Source organism: Chryseobacterium sp. 1B4, from assembly GCF_036631475.1.
In the GTDB taxonomy this organism is placed as follows: domain Bacteria; phylum Bacteroidota; class Bacteroidia; order Flavobacteriales; family Weeksellaceae; genus Chryseobacterium.
The window spans coordinates 99903-115797 of record NZ_JAPNUF010000009.1; the positions used below are offsets into that span (position 1 = coordinate 99903).

Below are 15895 nucleotides of genomic sequence, written 5' to 3' on the forward strand. Positions count from 1 at the left end.
CACAGTATCAAACACAAATAATTTTTAACAAAAGATATAAGAAAAGCTGCAAAACTCAGGGGATTGCAGCTTTATGTATTGTTTACAATTAAAAAATCTAAGAATCAGCGCATATATAACATGCCCTGGCAATATCCGGCCATCTTCCTGGAAGGCAGCAGGTTCCGGGAGGACAGGGATTAAGGGTACAAGACCAGTTTGGTCCGGCTCCTTTAAGAGATCTCAACTCATGTCTTGAAAGTTTTTTTAAGCTTTTCATCATAATTAGTTTTAATGTTGTCTCCTACTCTATATGCTTTTCGGATTACGCTTATTAAAGATAACAATTTTCATCCAGAAAAACATTATAATTAATTGATTAAAAACCGATTCCGGACTTCCTAAATAAGATTCCCAGACTTATTGATCGTAGAAAAAAATCTATCAGCCTGTCGATGTATATCTTAACACTATTTTTTGTAAGTATTTAAAAAATTTTCACTTTTGACAAAAATTTAAAACACTCTGGCTGTGGCACATATATTATTATAATCGAAGATTCTAAAAGCACATTAATGATGAGAAATTAAACTGTTGTTATGCAAGTTATGGTTCTTTTTCAAGCGAGTCTCTTGTCAAATACCTGAGTAGAAATTGAAAAATTCTAAATTTTGTTAAATCCCTCAAAAGCAAAATTTAAGGCCCAAACAGATTTGTACTCATCATAACCCTAATAATCAGCTTCCTAAGACATGTTTACTTTTAAATCCTGAAAACTGATTTTTAGAATGTCATTACTATTTAAAAATAGTGACTTATTAAATTGTATTAATTGCCTAAAATTCTAAATTAAAATATGATCAAAAAAAAACACAAATTATTAATACTTCCTTTTTGTTTCCTTATTAATACACTCAATGCGCAAATAGGTATAGGAACAAATAATCCATTGGGAAGTTTACATGTAGATGGTGCAAAAGACAATCCCACTTCAGGTGTACCAACACCAGCACAACTTTCTAATGACATTATTGTAAATAAGACAACAGGTTTTATTGGAGCCGGGGTTCTAAATCCGCAAGTTCAGTTGGATATGAGATCCGCAGGAAGTGAAAATTCACTTGGGTTAGGGACAACCACTATGTCTGCTGCTGCGGCGGGTGCAGGTGCTACACGGTATGATGTAAACAATATACCGGCAGGAGCTAAAATTCAGGTATCTGACGGCATAGTATGGAACAAGGTTTATCTTGCCCCTCAAAAAGCAGTTATTGTGGTCCGTAAAATAGCAAGCCAGTCAATACCGACAGCAACTCCTACCACTATTACTAACTGGAGCGAGGTACGTGATATGAGCAACAGCTTTGATCCAATCACCGGTGAATTTACAGCTCCCCGAAACGGAACTTATACCTTTCTGTTAACATTTAATTTCACAGGTGCTGTTATTAATGATGGTTCCAGAGTTGAATCCCAATTTTATAATCCTACTACAGGTATTGTTCTTGCCAGCGTATATAAAACTTTCGGCCAATCTATGACAGGTACAGCTGATGATGCAAATTCTACACGTTCTACACAGGCTGGAGGATCAAGTACCGTTACCCTTACTTTAACTGCAGGTACCAAGGTAAGTGCCAGATTGTATCAGAATCTTACCTCAGGAGCTATTCCTCTCAGAGTTACCAGTAACTCATCAGATCCTGCCAATCCGGATGATGGATTTAACAATCTAACTATAATAGAACATTAAGATATAGATCATGAAAAAGAAAATCAATATCACTTATAAGCTATTCTCTTCTATTTTATTTTTTCTGGCCATTAAAACAGCAGCCCAGGTAGGTTTTTTCACCCCTAATCCTGCACAGCCTCTGCATATAGATGCCGGAAAAGATAATGGTTCTGCTCCTGATGCTACAAAAATATCTAACGATGTTGTCATTACATCAGAGGGTCAGATAGGAGTTGGAGTTCTAAATCCGGTTACCAAGGTTGATCTCAGATCTTCAAACGACCAAAGAATTATTGGTTTGGGCAGCAATACACAGAGCCCTTCTTCAGCAGGTGGAGGAGCAATACGTTATAATACCGGTGGATATTTAGAATATTCTGATGGCGAGCAATGGATTGCATTACCACTCACCCCTCCGACTAAAGCGCTGGTAAATGCCAGTAACAGCTCTGCACAAAGTATTCCCAGTGCAACGACGACAACCATTACCGGCTGGACAGAAACAGTTGATTCAGGTACAGCAGTAGGCGGAGATTTTGATCCAAGCACCGGAATTTTTAAAGCCCCACGTGATGGTTTCTATCTTGTTTCCTTCAACATTACTCTGGCCAACGGAAATATACCTAAAAACACTTTTATAGAAACCACGATAGAAAGCAGCCAGAACACGAATAACATTCCCGTATTTAAAACAGTAAATTCTTATCCTGCCTTTCAGGCCGGTGCAGTAAGTAATTTTATAAGCGGTAATTGTAATGCTATTTTCAATCTTAAGAAAGATGATACTATAAAATTTACGGTGAAGCATAATATAGGCAGTGCACGAAGCATTTTAAATGACAATAAATTAAATAATTTAAGTATCAGTGAATTGTAATACACATCATGATGAAATCAAAGAATAAAATAAAAAGATTGATTAGTATTTTTATTGCTTTATCATTCAATATAAACTATATCAATGCTCAAATAGGAATAGGATTATCCAATCCAGCCAACCCTGTTGAAATTAAGACAGATGCAGGGAACATTATTATTGATAATTCCGGAAAAATAGCCACATTAGCTGCTAACCCAAAAGTAGCGCTGGATCTGCGCAACAATGTAAATGGTTCTGTAGCTATCGGAAACACTACTAAAACAGCAGCGCAGGCGGGTGCAGGTGCATTACGATATGTAGCAAGCCCTGCCATTGGTGTAAAGGGCTATCTGGAGTTTTCCGACGGTTCAAACTGGGTGAGCTTTTTTCCTAAAGGGAAACCGCGTATCATTGTAATGGCAAGCAAAACAACTCAGGATACTTATGTATTTGAAAGTGCTACGCCTTCAGAAATAGGAACTAAATCCGGCATTGTTCAAAGAAGATCTTCTTATTTAACTAACTGGACTGAGAAATTTGACTCGGACTCAGGGGTTCCCACCTCAAATTTCAATCCGGCTACAGGTGAATTTGTAGCTCCGCGTGATGGTGTATATTTTGCAACTTTTACTTTCGCATTACAATCCAGCCAGGTCAATACAGGATCAAACAATCAGACTGAAGCAATATGGGAAGTCAGAAATCCGGGGGGTACAATCACCCAAAGGATAAAAACAAATAATGGATATTCTTCTGATACAGGAGCAAGTCCCAATGCTGTACCAGTAGGGTCTTCATGTACAGTAAGCGTATATTTAAACAAGGGTGACAAATTAAGACCTTTTACCTGGATTACAGTAGCATTTGATGGTACAATCAGCCAGTTTGATACTTCAGGAAACGGAGCTTATAATTCACTTACAATAGTTGAACAGTAATCGATTGATATTTGATTACATAAAAAAAACAGCAGTTTACTTAACTGCTGTTTTTTATTTTATATTTAGTTTTAGCTAAATCAATCCAAACTGCTGGAAGTGGTGAGTAAAATGCTTTCTGTGCATCAGTTCCCACATTTCTTTGTTCAGTTTTCCGAATACATAATTCATGTGTTCTGCCTGTGGATTTTCTTTGTAATAGATCACAAATTTCTTCAGATTATCCATGAATGACTGCTTTGCAGCTTCCAGGCTTTTGTGGGTAAGTTCAGGAAGCGAACCATCCTGCGGAAGGAAAGGAGCTGTGAATTCTTTCGGCATTGCTCTGTGATTATAAAGCGAGTCCTGCCATTTTTCAATATTTTCTTCCGGAGTGAAGCATTTTTCTGCTTCAGGCTCTCCGAAGCTTACCAGTACCGCTTTTTCCAAATGTTCAATCATCTGCTGAGGAGACATTTTTCCCCAAAGCGCAGGAGTGCTTTCTGTTAATCCGTTCAGTATTTTCTGAACATTTTTCACATTCAGATCAATAAAAGGAGACTGCTTAGCTACCAATGTCAGGATTGTTGCCACGCAAACGACCTCATCTCTTTGGTTTACTACTTCCACCAGCCATTTTACAACACCGGAAGGGATATTTCTTCCTTTTACTCCTCTGTTTATTTTTTCTTTTGCCGTTAAATAAACCGTGATGGTATCTCCGGCATATACAGGTTTGAAGAAGCTGCAGTCTTCCAATCCGTAATTGGCAATAACAGGCCCTTTTTTACCTGAAACAAATAATCCTGCAGCAGCTGAAAGAATGAAATATCCGTGGGCAACAGTTTTATCGAAGATAGTACCTGTTAAACTTGTAGCATCTGTATGGGCATAGAAATGATCCCATGAAACATTGGAGAAGTTTACGATATCTGCCTCTGTAACGGTTCTTCCTGCCGTTTCTAAAGAGTCTCCTACTTCCACTTCCTCAAAATATTTCTGGAAAGGATGTTTATCCGAGAATTTTTTCTCCGCTCCCTGCTGATAGATCTTGGTAATTGCTTTCAGTACATCCGGTGATCCCTGAATAGCTGTTTTCTGCAGGAAGAAATGAAGACCGCTCAGACCGCCCATTTCTTCGCCGCCCCCTGCTCTACCAGGACCTCCGTGCATTAATGTCGGAAGTGGAGAACCGTGGCCGGTACTTTCCCTGGCGTTATCTCTGTTCAGTACAAAGATTCTTCCGTGCTGGGAAGCCATTTTCCATGAAGTTTCAGCGATGAAGTTCTCATCATGAGAAACGATAGATCCCACCAGGCTTCCTTTTCCTCTCTTTGCCAGCGCAGCGGCTTCTTCAGCGTCTCTGTACGGCATTAATGTAGATACAGGTCCGAAAGCTTCTACATCATGAGAGATATTCTTTTCGAAAGGCTTATCGTTCAGGAATAGTTTAGGGCTCATAAATGCTCCGTTTTCGTAGTTCGCATCTACCAGTTCATGCTTTCCGTCATAGACAAGTTCGGTTTCTGATTTTAACAGGTTTACTTTTCTCAGAACTTCTTCATACTGCTGTCTTCCCACTAAAGAACCCATTCTGGTTTCTCTGCTTAACGGGTTTCCGATTTTTGTCTGATCCAAAGCTTTGGACAAAGCATTCTGAACATCACCGATTAAATGCTCAGGAACGATAATTCTTCTGATTGCTGTACATTTCTGACCAGCTTTTGTGGTCATTTCGTTTCGTACTTCTTTAATGAATAAGTCAAATTCAGGAGTTCCCGGTTTTGCTTCCAATCCCAAGATAGAACAGTTCAGGGAATCTGCTTCCATGTTGAAACGGACAGCATTTCCGGCAACAGAAGGAAGTGATTTTAATTTTCTTCCTGTATGGGCAGAACCTGTGAACAATACAGAATCTCCATCCTGTACATAATCTAAAATATTCCCTGGCTCACCGCAAACTAACTGAACAGCACCTTCAGGCAATACTCCGCTTTCAATCATATCCTGAAATACCGCATTGGTAAGATAAGATCCGAAAGGAGATGGCTTTACAATGGAAGGAACACCTGCCAGTAAGGAAGTGGAAAGCTTTTCCAGCATTCCCCACACCGGAAAGTTATATGCGTTAATTTGTATGGAAACGCCTTCACTTGGTGTTAAAATATGGGTTCCCAAATGAGTCCCGTTTGCAGAGATTTTCTGTGTATCTCCGTCTACCCAGAACGGAGTATTGGGAAGCATTCTTTTGCCAATCCGGAATAGGTAAAGAAAGTACCGAAACCTCCTTCGATATCTACCCACGAATCCACATGGGTAGCTCCTGTTTTGTAGGATAGTTCGTAGTATTTTTCTTTCTTTCCAGCAGGTAAAGGGCTACTTTTTTCAACATTTCCCCGCGGTCGTAGAAAGTCATTGAAGAAAGGTTTTTGTATCCTACTGTTCTTCCGTAGTCAAGAGCCTGTTCAAAATTAAGGCCTTCTGTATCGGAAACAGCTACCTGCTCTCCTGTAACGGCGTTGTACAAAGGGACTCCGGTTCCGGTTCCTTCCACCCATTGTCCATAGATATAGTTTTTTAACTTTTCCATAAAATATTTAATTTATCAATGTAGCAGTGTAACAGCTTATCAATAGTTGTTTGCTATGGATTTATTGTTACATTTTCACATTGGTATATTGTTACATTTATTTTTATTTCGGTTCCTGATAAGGAAACATTTTCACCAATCCTTCATATAAACTTCTGTGAAGAATGGTTGCGTGATTATCTGTTTCCATCATTTTATATTCTAATGTCCAGTTTTTCTTTCCTGCTTTTTTCAAAACATCATAGAAAGCCTCAGCATCTTTCACCATCACAGGATGTTCTCCTTTCCCTACGGAAACATAAACGAATTTTTTAGTATCCGAAGATTTTGAAAGCAGCTGTGGAGCCTGTTTTAACAGACTTTCATCATCCCACCACAAACTTGGGCTAATGATAAAATAGTTATCAAACATTTCCGGTTTTTTCAAAAGGATTTCTGTTGCCAGAAGTCCACCCAAAGACTGACCGAAAAGGTATTTATCTGTAGTTTTGAACTGGCTTTCAACATATGGTTTTAACTCCTTTTCCATAAATTCAATAAACTTATCAGAATGTCCCGTTGTAGGGTAATCTTTCTGTAAGTCTTTTAAATCCGTATGAAAAGTAAAGTCCCTTTTTCTGTCTACATTAGCCACTCCCACTACAATAGTTTCCGGCATGGAATACATCTGATTAAAGAACTGTACTAATCCTGTCACGTGAATAAAGTCTTCGTTTATACTTCCATCCAGCAGATAGATTACCGGGTATGATTTTGTTTTATCATATCCCTGCGGAAGATAAATATTCAGTGTTCTGTCTTCATTTAATGTTTTGGACTTAATGGTCCTTACTTCTCCTATTGTAAGCGGTTTTGTAGCAACAGTCTGTGCTGAAAACGTACACACCACCGCAAACATTATGCTGCATGCAATTGCAATTTTTTTAATCATATTTATTTTTTGTTAAACCTAACGGGTTTTAAAAACCCGTTAGGTTTAATTATTAGCCATTATTCAAAATTTAAAAAGTCATATTCAATAGTAGATTGATGATAATTTCTAAAAACTTCTACCGAATCAAAATACTGCATGATTTCCTTTCTGTTCAATTTACTTTCTTTTTCAGGATTCAAATATGAATTATATGAAGAATGCTTCCATTGATCAATTTTATTTACAAATCCGTGATTAACCGGATTATTATGGATGTAATGGAGAGCCTTCAATAAATATTTCTCATCTGATATTTTCTTTCGTTTTACCGCATTCAGAAAAAGAGCTCCTTTCTATTATACCTAACAGGTTTTCTTGTATACTTATTTTATATCATCCCAGATACTGTAATCCACAATTTTAGTCGGAGTCTGCTGAACATATTCCGTAAACGGCTCACAAGGCAGAATAGCTTCTTTCCCTTCTCTTGCCAGTTCCTGATATAGTTTAGTTCCTTCTGTTTTCCAGTGAATCATTTCATCGGAAACATCACGGATAATTTTCGCAGGGCTTCCTACCACTAATTTTCTTGGTTCACATCTGAAATTAGCCGGTACAAAAGCCAATGCCCCCACAATACTTTCATCACCGATATAGGCTTTGTCCATTACCACAGAATTCATTCCGATCAGACAGTTTTTTCCGATGTGTCCTGAATGAATGATCGCACCATGTCCGATGTGTGCAGATTCTTCCAGGATAGTTTCTATATTTGGAAAGACATGCAGGGTACAGTTTTCCTGTACGTTAGCTCCGTCTTTAATGATAATTTTCCCCCAGTCGCCCCGGATTACCGCATTGGGACCAATATATACTTCTTCACCTATTTCTACATTCCCGATAATAACTGCCTGCGGATGAATGTAAGCAGATGGCTTTATAATGGGACGAATCCCGTGGTATGAGTAGATGTTCATAGAATTTTAATTTAATATACCAATGTAACAATATAACAGTCTAGCAATAGATTCAATATTGTTACATTGATAAACTGTTATATTGTACATTATTTAAAAAGCTACACTTTTTCGATTACCATTGCATATCCCTGTCCGACACCGATACAAAGGGTACACAATGCATATTTTTTATCCTGTTTCTGCAGTTCTATGGCCGCAGAACCTACAATTCTTGCTCCGGAGACCCCAAGTGGGTGACCGATTGCAATGGCACCTCCATTCGGATTTATTCTTGTGTCGTCATCTTTTAAACCTAAACTTCTGGTTACAGCCAGTGCCTGTGCTGCAAATGCTTCGTTTAATTCGATGATATCCATATCCTCAAGGGATAGATTTAATCTTTTCAACAACTTTTGAGTGGCTTCTACCGGACCGATTCCCATAATTCTTGGTTCAACTCCGGCTACTGAAGATCCCAGAATTTTTGCTTTTGGTTTTAAACCATATTTTTTAACTGCTTCTTCGCTTGCTAAAATCAAAGCAGCTGCACCGTCATTCATTCCTGAAGCATTTCCGGCAGTTACCGTTCCTTCTTTTCTGAAAGCAGGACGAAGTTTTGCCAACCCTTCCATAGATGAAGACGGTTTAATGAATTCATCTTTTTCGAAAATGACCGGATCGCCTTTTCTCTGAGGAATCTCCACTTTTACAATTTCTTCTGCCAGCCTCCCGCTTTCCTGAGCTTTAGTAGCTTTCTGCTGAGACCAAAGGGCGAATTTATCCTGATCTTCCCTGTTGATCTGGTGGATATCCGCTAAATTTTCAGCGGTCTCTCCCATTCCGTCAACACCATACATTTCTTTCATTTTAGGGTTGATAAAACGCCATCCGAAAGTGGTATCAAACATCTGGCTGTCTCTTCCGAAAGCAGCGCTGGGTTTTGACATTACATACGGAGAACGCGTCATATGCTCCACCCCTCCTGCAATATAAATTTCTCCTTCTCCTGCAGCAATGGAACGGAATGCATTGGCTACCGCAGACATTCCTGAAGCACATAGTCTGTTGACCGTTTCGCCACCAATTTTATAAGGAAGACCAGCCAGTAAAAGCCCCATTCTTGCTACATTTCTGTTATCTTCACCCGCCTGATTGGCACATCCGAAAATAACGTCCTCAATTTCCTCAACAGGAACTTCTGGATTTCTTGCTACCACTTCTTTGATCACAATAGCAGCAAGATCATCGGCTCTTACTTCTGATAATCCTCCCTGCAGTTTTGAGATGGGAGTTCTGACATAGTCTATGATGTATACGTTGTTCATAATTATTTTAATATAACAATCTGATAATGTAACAGTATAACAATACCGGATTTATTTGTTTTTATTTCTTAGTTCTAAAGCCTGTTTTAAAGTGTAAGGTTCATATTTAAAGTCTGGTCCGAACATTCTTTTGGCATTTTCTTCAAGAGTAGAATCGAAGCCTGCTTCTTTTCTTCTTTTATTAACATTTTTGAGATCTTTTACCGGCCATACAAAACTGACAAAGACTTGCTTTCCATCTTTATCTTTTGTCATTTCACCTTTTCCCTGTGTTCCATAAATCTGTTCTTTGTCTTGCTGCATCAGATAACGGTCTTCCATCATAGCAACCCAGGTGAAAGGAATTTCCTTCTTTTTTCCAGCTTCTTTAATGAGAGGCAGATATTTTCCAATTTTTGTTGAATGCTGGATGACATACCAGGCCGCCTGATTGGCAGGTTCTCCTACCAGTGTTTTTCCCGGATAGCCATATTGAGCAATAATATTTTCAATTTTCTGGATGTTCAGACTATCGTGTTCTGCCACCAACATCCAGTTTTTCTTTTTGAATTCTTCTTGGTCAATATTCAGATCTTTCAACAGCTGCTCTTTTTCTCGGGAGTGATCGCAGTATCAAAAAGCATTCTATACCCCTGATCCACCTTCATAATAGCATCAAGTTCTTTTTTCAACACTTCGTTCACTTTCTGCTGGGCATTAACGAGAAGCGCTGAAATCCCAAAAAGTAACATCAATATTTTTCTCATTTTGGTTAATCTGGTGTTTGGTATTAGGTTTTATAAGTCGGTTACTTTTTTCCTATTTTGTAAACTGTTCCTACAAATTTTGCAATCAGCTCCTTATTTTGATTGGTAATCTGAATGTCATAAACAGCTGTTTTCCTCGTATCATTGACCAAAACACTTTCTGCTCTGAAAACATCACCTTCTTTTCCTGCTTTGGTAAAATTAATGATACAGTTCAATGCTACAGCAGCATCTCCGGTATTGTTGGAAGAAAATGCCAGTGCCGAGTCTGCAAACGCAAACGTAACTCCGCCATGAACTGTTTTAAGGCCGTTCAGCATATCTTTCTTGATCGGCATTTCCAGTAAACAGTAATTTTCTTTTACTTCAATCATTTTGATATTCATCCACTGGGAAAAATAATCCTGATTGAACATATAATCTGCAACTTGTTTTGGATTCATTTCTATTAATTATATGTTTGTTATTTCTTCATACAGCCCATCGGATAATCTGTCGTAAACATTCATTGTTTTACCCAGAATGATCTGTTCATAGGAAAGATGTTCTGAGTCTGATGAATTTTCAGAGGGATAGGATGCGTTTAAATCAATTCCATTTTCGTTGGCTAATCTTTTGATCAGCTCTTTATATTTTTCATTAAACTTTCCGAGTAACTCAAGTCTTTCCTGTTCATCAACAGAGGAGGCTTCCTGAATTAAATATTGTTTCTCAATTAAAAGCCTGGTTTCCAGCTCTGCCCTGAATTCATCTATATTCATGATAATGACCTAATTTTATTTATTAATAATCCTATTCAAATCTTTAATTCCATTTTCATAAGATTTTTTGAAATAAAATTTAATTACGAAATAGATTATTGTATAAAGCATAGCAATTGGTAATAATAATGCTAATGCTATTGCTCCAGCTTGAAAACAATTAACAATTATCGCAAAAACCGGAAGAATGCCCCAAACAAATAACATTATTCTAAAAGTTCTATGAAATTTTGAATTCAACTTTATTATTGTCTCATGTTCCTTTTGAAACAATTGACCTTCAAAAACACATAAAGCTCCCAATGGTACCTCGGCACTTATTACTTTAAAAAAATTTTTCTCTGTATATCCTCTTAAAAATTTATTAGTGCGATTCATTGTTAGAGAATAACTTTTCTCACTATTGCTATTTATATTTGATAAAATCTTTTCAACAGAGTGTAAAGATTTTATTTCATCATATCTTTCAGGAAAATATTTCATATTACATTTTCTTCAACAAAGGACTTTGTCTATACCTTTCTTCCTGATATTCTTCATAAAGGTTTTGTAAGGTTTCGGATATTTTTGCATACCCTATTTCTTTCCCCCAGCTTAATAAACCTTTTGGATAGTTTACGCCTTTCTGCATGGCCAGTTCAATATCTTCGTCATTGGCAACTCCTAACCTTTTAGCCTCTACAGCTTCATTGATCAGCATGGAAATAATTCTTAAAAAGATCTGCTGGTATAAAGCATCGTCTTTCTGAGCTACAGGTTTTTCTGCTCCTTCGCTGTAATCGTAGAAACCTTTTCCCGTCTTTCTGCCGTGAAGTCTGGCTTCAGACATCCTTTGCTGAAGTAATGATGGTTTGTATTTCGGATCGTAGAAATAATCTTTGTAAACGGTAGTTGTTACGGCAAAGTTTACATCAACCCCAATAAGGTCCATCAATTCAAAAGGTCCCATTTTGAAGTTTCCTAAAATTTTCATGGCATCATCCACCTGTTCTGGTGTTGCGATGTTTTCTTCAACAATTCTTAAGCCTTCCCCATAATAAGGTCTGGCAATTCTGTTGACAATAAAACCTGGAATATCTTTGGCAATAACAGGAGTCTTCCCCCATTCTTTCATGAGGTTGTAGATTTTTTCTGCTAATGTATTTTCTGTTAATAAGGATGGAATAACTTCCACTAAAGGCATCAATGGAGCCGGATTGAAAAAGTGAATTCCGATGAAACGCTCCGGTTTCTTTAGTTCTGCACCAAGAGAGGTGATAGAGATAGAAGAGGTATTGGAACTAAGGATACAGTTTTCTGAAATATAATTTTCAAGCTCTGTAAACACTTTGGTTTTGATCTCTTTGTTTTCGATAATAGCTTCTATAATCAGCTCACAATCTTTGAAATCCTTCAATTCTGTAGCAATGGAAATATTAGCTAAAATTTCAGTCATTTTCTCTGCCGAAATTTTTTGTTTATCCACCAATCTGGTGAGTGTTTTTTCCAGACCTACCGTTGCCGTTTCTACTTGGTTTGCGTTGGCGTCATACACCCATACTTTGCATCCGTTCGTTGCGGCTACCTGTGCAATGCCGATTCCCATTGTTCCGGCACCGATAATTCCAATATTTTTCATTTTGTACAATGTAAAATGTACAATGTAAAAAGTATTGATTTGTGTACATGGTACATTTTACTTTCTACATTGTACAATCTTTTTATTTTCCTTTATAATTAGGTTTTCTTTTTTGTAAGAAGGCGTTTACACCCTCGATGAAGTCTTCTGTTTCTGCAGCTTCCTGCTGAAGATCTCCTTCCAGTTCAAGTTGTTCTTTCAAGGTATTGTTATAAGAATTGGCAAATGCTTTTTTAGTAAGCTTGATGGCTGCTGTCGGCATGTTTGCCATTCTTTCAAGGATTTCCATAGATTTTGGAACAAATTCTTCTTCACTGAAAACTTCTGCTACAAGACCATAAGCTTTAGATTCTTCTGCAGATAATTTTTTACCTGTAAATGCTAAATAGTTGGCCAATTGTCTACCTAAAAGCTTCGGTAAAAAGTACGTTCCTCCTGTATCTGGAATCAAACCGATATTTGAAAATGCCTGGGCAAAATAGGCTTTTTCATTCGCCAAAACAAAGTCAGAGATCAAAGCCAGCATAGCCCCAGCTCCTACTGCTGGACCGTTTACTAAAGCAATAACCGGTTTTTTGCAACGGGTAACTTCCATTACCAAAGGGTTATAATAGTCTACCACAATTTTTCTGATGATGTCATGATCATGGTGTTCCTTTCCTACCACAAAAGCTTCATCCAGATTCTGACCTGAGCAGAACGCTCTTCCTCTTCCGGAAATGGCAACACATCTTACGGTTTCGTCTTCACTGCATTCTTTGACAAAGTCTCTGAGATCTGATAAAGCCGGCTTTGTAAGGGCGTTCATCGTTTCCGGTTGATTAAGATATGCGATTTTAAGCTTTCCGTCAAAATGCGTTTCAATATCGAGTTGTGTATACATAGTTTTTATTAATTTATTATTTAACAACGCACTAATTTAACAATATAAATTCATGTAACCACCTAAGATTTTAACAATCTAACAATACCATCGTTATGCTCTGCATATTCGTCAATTTTATTGATGGGCTATGGTTAATTCATTGTTTGCAGTTATTGCATTATTAATGACATTTAAAATAATCAAAAGGCTCCAGGCAGTCCAAGCATTGATAAGAGGCCTTACACAATGTAGAACCGAATCTGCTGATCTGCTTGGTATGTTCAGAACCGCAACGCGGACATTTTTTCGGTTTCCCGATGTGGTGTTCGTCTGCTCCTTTTTCGGGAGGCGTGATTCCGTACGCACGAAGTTTTCTCTCGCTTCATCCGTTAACCAGTCTGTTGTCCAGATCGGAAACATCTTGGTCACTACTTTTGCTTCCCATCCGTTTTCTTTCATCATTTTGATAATATCCTCTTCAATGGTAAACATAGCGGGACAGGCAGAATAAGTAGGTGTAATGATCACTTCACAGGTATTTTCACCTGTAACCTGTGCATCTCTTACAATTCCTAATTCCACAATATCAATCACCGGAATTTCCGGATCGGGAATTGTTTTTAATAAATCTAAAAGCTGATTCATATTTTATTTTTTATCAGAATCAAGGATTCTTTTCATTGCTTTCTGATAATCTAAATTATCTGTTATGCCGTTGTGATACTGATCTTTCAATATAATCAGGCTATCATCTTTTTAAAATTATTTTTAAGTTTTAAAGATGCCTTGTAATTAATAACCTCATCTTTATCACCATGAAAAATAATTATCGGTGACTTAACTGTTTTTAAATATTCACCGGTTTCAAAATTATACTTCAGTAAAAACTTCGAAAGAAATGAGAATTTCCGACTCATTTCATCTTCTGTGCTATAGTATGGAGCCTGTAAAATAAGCAATTTTGCATGATGCTCTGACGCCAGTTTTGCTGCCAGTCCTGTTCCTACAGAATACCCTAAAATAATAATCTTATTCTCCGGATATCGTTTCAAAAGTTCTTTATAAGCAGTATCAACATCCGACAAAAGCTGATCTTTATTGCTGATTTTACCTTCACTTTTTCCATAGCCCCGGTAATCAGGCATAAACGTGTCATAGTTCATGCTCCGATATAATTGAGTTACTTCTCCCCAGTCTTTTATTGACCCTCCGTTTCCGTGAAGATAAAAATGACTCCTTTTGGATTTTGGGCTCTGAATAAAACAGAACTCAAATGCTTTCCATCCTGCGTTTTGATAGGTATTTCATCAAAATCACCATCAAATGTAAACTTGTAATTTTCCGGTAACTTTTCAGGATAAAAAATAATTTTCTCCTGATAGAAATAAATACCAACACAAAGTATCACATATGCTGCAAGAAAAAAGCCAATATCCCAAGAAGCAGCTTCTTCATAATTTATTACCACGTACATCCAGGATACGCTCTCTGCATATACTGAAGCTCACAAAGAATATATCCAAAATATTCCGTGTGATATCCTGTTCTTGATTTTGGCTGCATGAAAGGATTTTCAGGATATTCTAAACCGAAATCTGCAAAATCTTTCTTTGTAATCGCAAGGAATTCTTCATAAAGAGCATCTGTATCCGGAGCAATATTCAAAGCTGCAAGATCTTCCTCTCCTTCTGTTTTCGCGAAAAGACCTTTTGTATATTCCCAGATATTTTCAACAGCTTTTACCAAACGGAATTTGCTTTCTTCTGTTCCCTGAGCAAAAATTTTCATCCAGGAAGCAGCGTGAGTATAATGATATCTTACCTCTTTTAATGATTTCTGAGCGATGGCGGCCAATTCTTCATTAGCAGAATTCGATAATGCTTCATACATCAGTTTCTGATATACTGCAAAAACATAAACTTTCAGAATCGTTTGTGCATAGTCTTCATTGGGAAGTTCTGTCCAGTGGGCGTTCAGATACTCGTGCTCATATCTTAAAAACGCAATATCATCTTCACTTTTTCCGTTATCAATCACCCTTGAAGCGTACACATAAAAGTTATTCGCCTGCCCCAGTTCATCCAACGCAATGTTTGTCAATGCAATATCTTCTTCTAAGTAAGGTCCTTCACCACACCATGCAGACAGGCGCTGTCCCATAATGAAACTGTCGTCTGCTAGTTTTAATAAATAATTATATAATGGGTTCATTGTTTAGTAGATTTCAGATTTCAGACACAAGATTTCAGATTGACAAAAAAGTCTAGCATCTGATCTCACATCTTACAATCTTTATTGATTACATATTTTTTACATCGTTAGGAATCTCGTAGAAAGTCGGATGACGATATAGTTTGTCATCAGCCGGATCAAAGAAAGCTTCTTTATCCACTCCTTCCGAAGTCACAATATATTTGCTTGGAACAACCCAAACAGAAGTTCCTTCTTTTCTTCTTGTATAAACGTCTCTTGCGTTCTGCAAAGCCATTTCTGCTGTTGGTGCCTGTACAATTCCAACGTGTTTGTGAGATAATCCCGGTTTAGTCTGAATAAACACTTCCCACATATCTAAATTTGCCATAGTCAAATTATTTAACAATGTATCAATGTACCAGTTTAACTATGAGA

The 15895-nt window shown here is 37.5% G+C and carries 18 protein-coding genes and 2 pseudogenes; 3 read left to right on the forward strand and 17 right to left on the reverse strand.

Annotated elements, in window-relative coordinates:
* Window positions 1–97: 97 nt before the first annotated feature.
* Window positions 98–262 carry a bacteriocin-like protein gene (locus tag OWR28_RS27185; RefSeq protein ID WP_433988098.1) on the reverse strand — a complete coding sequence of 55 codons (165 nt, stop codon included), beginning with the start codon at window positions 260–262 and terminating at the stop codon, window positions 98–100.
* Between the two features lie 573 nt (window positions 263–835).
* Between OWR28_RS27185 and OWR28_RS19585 the strand changes: the two genes are divergently transcribed.
* Genes OWR28_RS19585 through OWR28_RS19595 form a run of 3 tightly spaced genes read left to right on the forward strand, consistent with a single transcriptional unit; the run spans window position 836 to window position 3511 of the window.
* Entirely contained in the window at window positions 836–1732 is an 897-nt protein-coding gene (locus OWR28_RS19585; protein WP_332388144.1) for a hypothetical protein, read from the forward strand.
* A 10-nt stretch (window positions 1733–1742) separates the two neighbouring features.
* Window positions 1743–2591 (forward strand): hypothetical protein, encoded by an 849-nt coding sequence (locus OWR28_RS19590; RefSeq protein ID WP_332388145.1) that lies wholly within the window; start codon window positions 1743–1745, stop codon window positions 2589–2591.
* A gap of 38 nt (window positions 2592–2629) precedes the next feature.
* Entirely contained in the window at window positions 2630–3511 is an 882-nt protein-coding gene (locus tag OWR28_RS19595) for a hypothetical protein (RefSeq protein ID WP_332388146.1), read from the forward strand.
* A 75-nt stretch (window positions 3512–3586) separates the two neighbouring features.
* On the opposite strand, the pseudogene paaZ reads toward OWR28_RS19595, so the two are convergent.
* The 16 genes and pseudogenes from paaZ to paaB form a co-directional block, all read right to left on the reverse strand.
* Window positions 3587–6080: pseudogene (gene paaZ, locus OWR28_RS19600) on the reverse strand (phenylacetic acid degradation bifunctional protein PaaZ).
* A gap of 103 nt (window positions 6081–6183) precedes the next feature.
* A complete protein-coding gene (locus tag OWR28_RS19605) occupies window positions 6184–7011 on the reverse strand; it encodes an alpha/beta hydrolase-fold protein (RefSeq protein ID WP_332388147.1) in 828 nt (275 codons plus the stop codon).
* A gap of 365 nt (window positions 7012–7376) precedes the next feature.
* Complete coding sequence (locus OWR28_RS19610) at window positions 7377–7970, reverse strand: acyltransferase (RefSeq protein WP_332388149.1); 594 nt, start codon at window positions 7968–7970, stop codon at window positions 7377–7379.
* A 101-nt stretch (window positions 7971–8071) separates the two neighbouring features.
* Window positions 8072–9277: a 3-oxoadipyl-CoA thiolase gene (pcaF, locus tag OWR28_RS19615; protein WP_332388151.1), complete on the reverse strand. Its 1206-nt coding sequence runs from the start codon at window positions 9275–9277 to the stop codon at window positions 8072–8074.
* 51 nt (window positions 9278–9328) lie between these two features.
* A complete protein-coding gene (locus tag OWR28_RS19620; protein ID WP_332388152.1) occupies window positions 9329–9856 on the reverse strand; it encodes a DUF6624 domain-containing protein in 528 nt (175 codons plus the stop codon).
* Complete coding sequence (locus OWR28_RS19625) at window positions 9853–10023, reverse strand: hypothetical protein (protein ID WP_332388153.1); 171 nt, start codon at window positions 10021–10023, stop codon at window positions 9853–9855. The genes OWR28_RS19620 and OWR28_RS19625 overlap by 4 nt, the downstream gene beginning before the upstream one ends.
* A gap of 41 nt (window positions 10024–10064) precedes the next feature.
* Complete coding sequence (locus tag OWR28_RS19630; protein WP_332388154.1) at window positions 10065–10466, reverse strand: hotdog fold thioesterase; 402 nt, start codon at window positions 10464–10466, stop codon at window positions 10065–10067.
* A gap of 9 nt (window positions 10467–10475) precedes the next feature.
* Entirely contained in the window at window positions 10476–10784 is a 309-nt protein-coding gene (locus OWR28_RS19635; RefSeq protein ID WP_332388155.1) for a hypothetical protein, read from the reverse strand.
* A gap of 15 nt (window positions 10785–10799) precedes the next feature.
* Window positions 10800–11267, reverse strand: coding sequence for a hypothetical protein (locus OWR28_RS19640; RefSeq protein ID WP_332388156.1), 468 nt, complete (start codon window positions 11265–11267; stop codon window positions 10800–10802).
* Window position 11268: 1 nt separating this feature from the next.
* A complete protein-coding gene (locus OWR28_RS19645) occupies window positions 11269–12402 on the reverse strand; it encodes a 3-hydroxyacyl-CoA dehydrogenase NAD-binding domain-containing protein (RefSeq protein ID WP_332388157.1) in 1134 nt (377 codons plus the stop codon).
* Between the two features lie 82 nt (window positions 12403–12484).
* Window positions 12485–13285: an enoyl-CoA hydratase/isomerase family protein gene (locus tag OWR28_RS19650; RefSeq protein WP_332388158.1), complete on the reverse strand. Its 801-nt coding sequence runs from the start codon at window positions 13283–13285 to the stop codon at window positions 12485–12487.
* Window positions 13286–13448: 163 nt separating this feature from the next.
* A pseudogene (gene paaD / locus OWR28_RS19655) lies at window positions 13449–13912 on the reverse strand (1,2-phenylacetyl-CoA epoxidase subunit PaaD).
* Between the two features lie 95 nt (window positions 13913–14007).
* Complete coding sequence (locus tag OWR28_RS19660) at window positions 14008–14526, reverse strand: alpha/beta fold hydrolase (protein WP_332388453.1); 519 nt, start codon at window positions 14524–14526, stop codon at window positions 14008–14010.
* A complete protein-coding gene (locus tag OWR28_RS19665; RefSeq protein ID WP_332388159.1) occupies window positions 14466–14741 on the reverse strand; it encodes a hypothetical protein in 276 nt (91 codons plus the stop codon). The genes OWR28_RS19660 and OWR28_RS19665 overlap by 61 nt, the downstream gene beginning before the upstream one ends.
* Complete coding sequence (paaC, locus tag OWR28_RS19670; RefSeq protein ID WP_332388160.1) at window positions 14729–15478, reverse strand: 1,2-phenylacetyl-CoA epoxidase subunit PaaC; 750 nt, start codon at window positions 15476–15478, stop codon at window positions 14729–14731. Before paaC ends, OWR28_RS19665 begins: the two co-directional genes overlap by 13 nt.
* A gap of 88 nt (window positions 15479–15566) precedes the next feature.
* Entirely contained in the window at window positions 15567–15848 is a 282-nt protein-coding gene (gene paaB / locus OWR28_RS19675) for a 1,2-phenylacetyl-CoA epoxidase subunit PaaB (protein WP_002981782.1), read from the reverse strand.
* Between the last annotated feature and the right edge of the window lie 47 nt (window positions 15849–15895).

Bases quoted from the DNA above. Each gene is read 5' to 3' on its own strand.
- OWR28_RS19650 (WP_332388158.1), bottom strand. From the start codon at position 13,285: ATGTATACACAACTCGATATTGAAACGCATTTTGACGGAAAGCTTAAA.
- pcaF (WP_332388151.1), bottom strand. From the start codon at position 9,277: ATGAACAACGTATACATCATAGACTATGTCAGAACTCCCATCTCAAAA.
- paaC (WP_332388160.1), bottom strand. From the start codon at position 15,478: ATGAACCCATTATATAATTATTTATTAAAACTAGCAGACGACAGTTTC.
- OWR28_RS27185 (WP_433988098.1), bottom strand. From the start codon at position 262: ATGATGAAAAGCTTAAAAAAACTTTCAAGACATGAGTTGAGATCTCTT.
- OWR28_RS19645 (WP_332388157.1), bottom strand. From the start codon at position 12,402: ATGAAAAATATTGGAATTATCGGTGCCGGAACAATGGGAATCGGCATT.
- OWR28_RS19590 (WP_332388145.1), top strand. From the start codon at position 1,743: ATGAAAAAGAAAATCAATATCACTTATAAGCTATTCTCTTCTATTTTA.
- OWR28_RS19665 (WP_332388159.1), bottom strand. From the start codon at position 14,741: ATGTACGTGGTAATAAATTATGAAGAAGCTGCTTCTTGGGATATTGGC.
- OWR28_RS19630 (WP_332388154.1), bottom strand. From the start codon at position 10,466: ATGAATCCAAAACAAGTTGCAGATTATATGTTCAATCAGGATTATTTT.
- OWR28_RS19625 (WP_332388153.1), bottom strand. From the start codon at position 10,023: ATGAGAAAAATATTGATGTTACTTTTTGGGATTTCAGCGCTTCTCGTT.
- paaB (WP_002981782.1), bottom strand. From the start codon at position 15,848: ATGGCAAATTTAGATATGTGGGAAGTGTTTATTCAGACTAAACCGGGA.
- OWR28_RS19585 (WP_332388144.1), top strand. From the start codon at position 836: ATGATCAAAAAAAAACACAAATTATTAATACTTCCTTTTTGTTTCCTT.
- OWR28_RS19640 (WP_332388156.1), bottom strand. From the start codon at position 11,267: ATGAAATATTTTCCTGAAAGATATGATGAAATAAAATCTTTACACTCT.
- OWR28_RS19635 (WP_332388155.1), bottom strand. From the start codon at position 10,784: ATGAATATAGATGAATTCAGGGCAGAGCTGGAAACCAGGCTTTTAATT.
- OWR28_RS19610 (WP_332388149.1), bottom strand. From the start codon at position 7,970: ATGAACATCTACTCATACCACGGGATTCGTCCCATTATAAAGCCATCT.
- OWR28_RS19605 (WP_332388147.1), bottom strand. From the start codon at position 7,011: ATGATTAAAAAAATTGCAATTGCATGCAGCATAATGTTTGCGGTGGTG.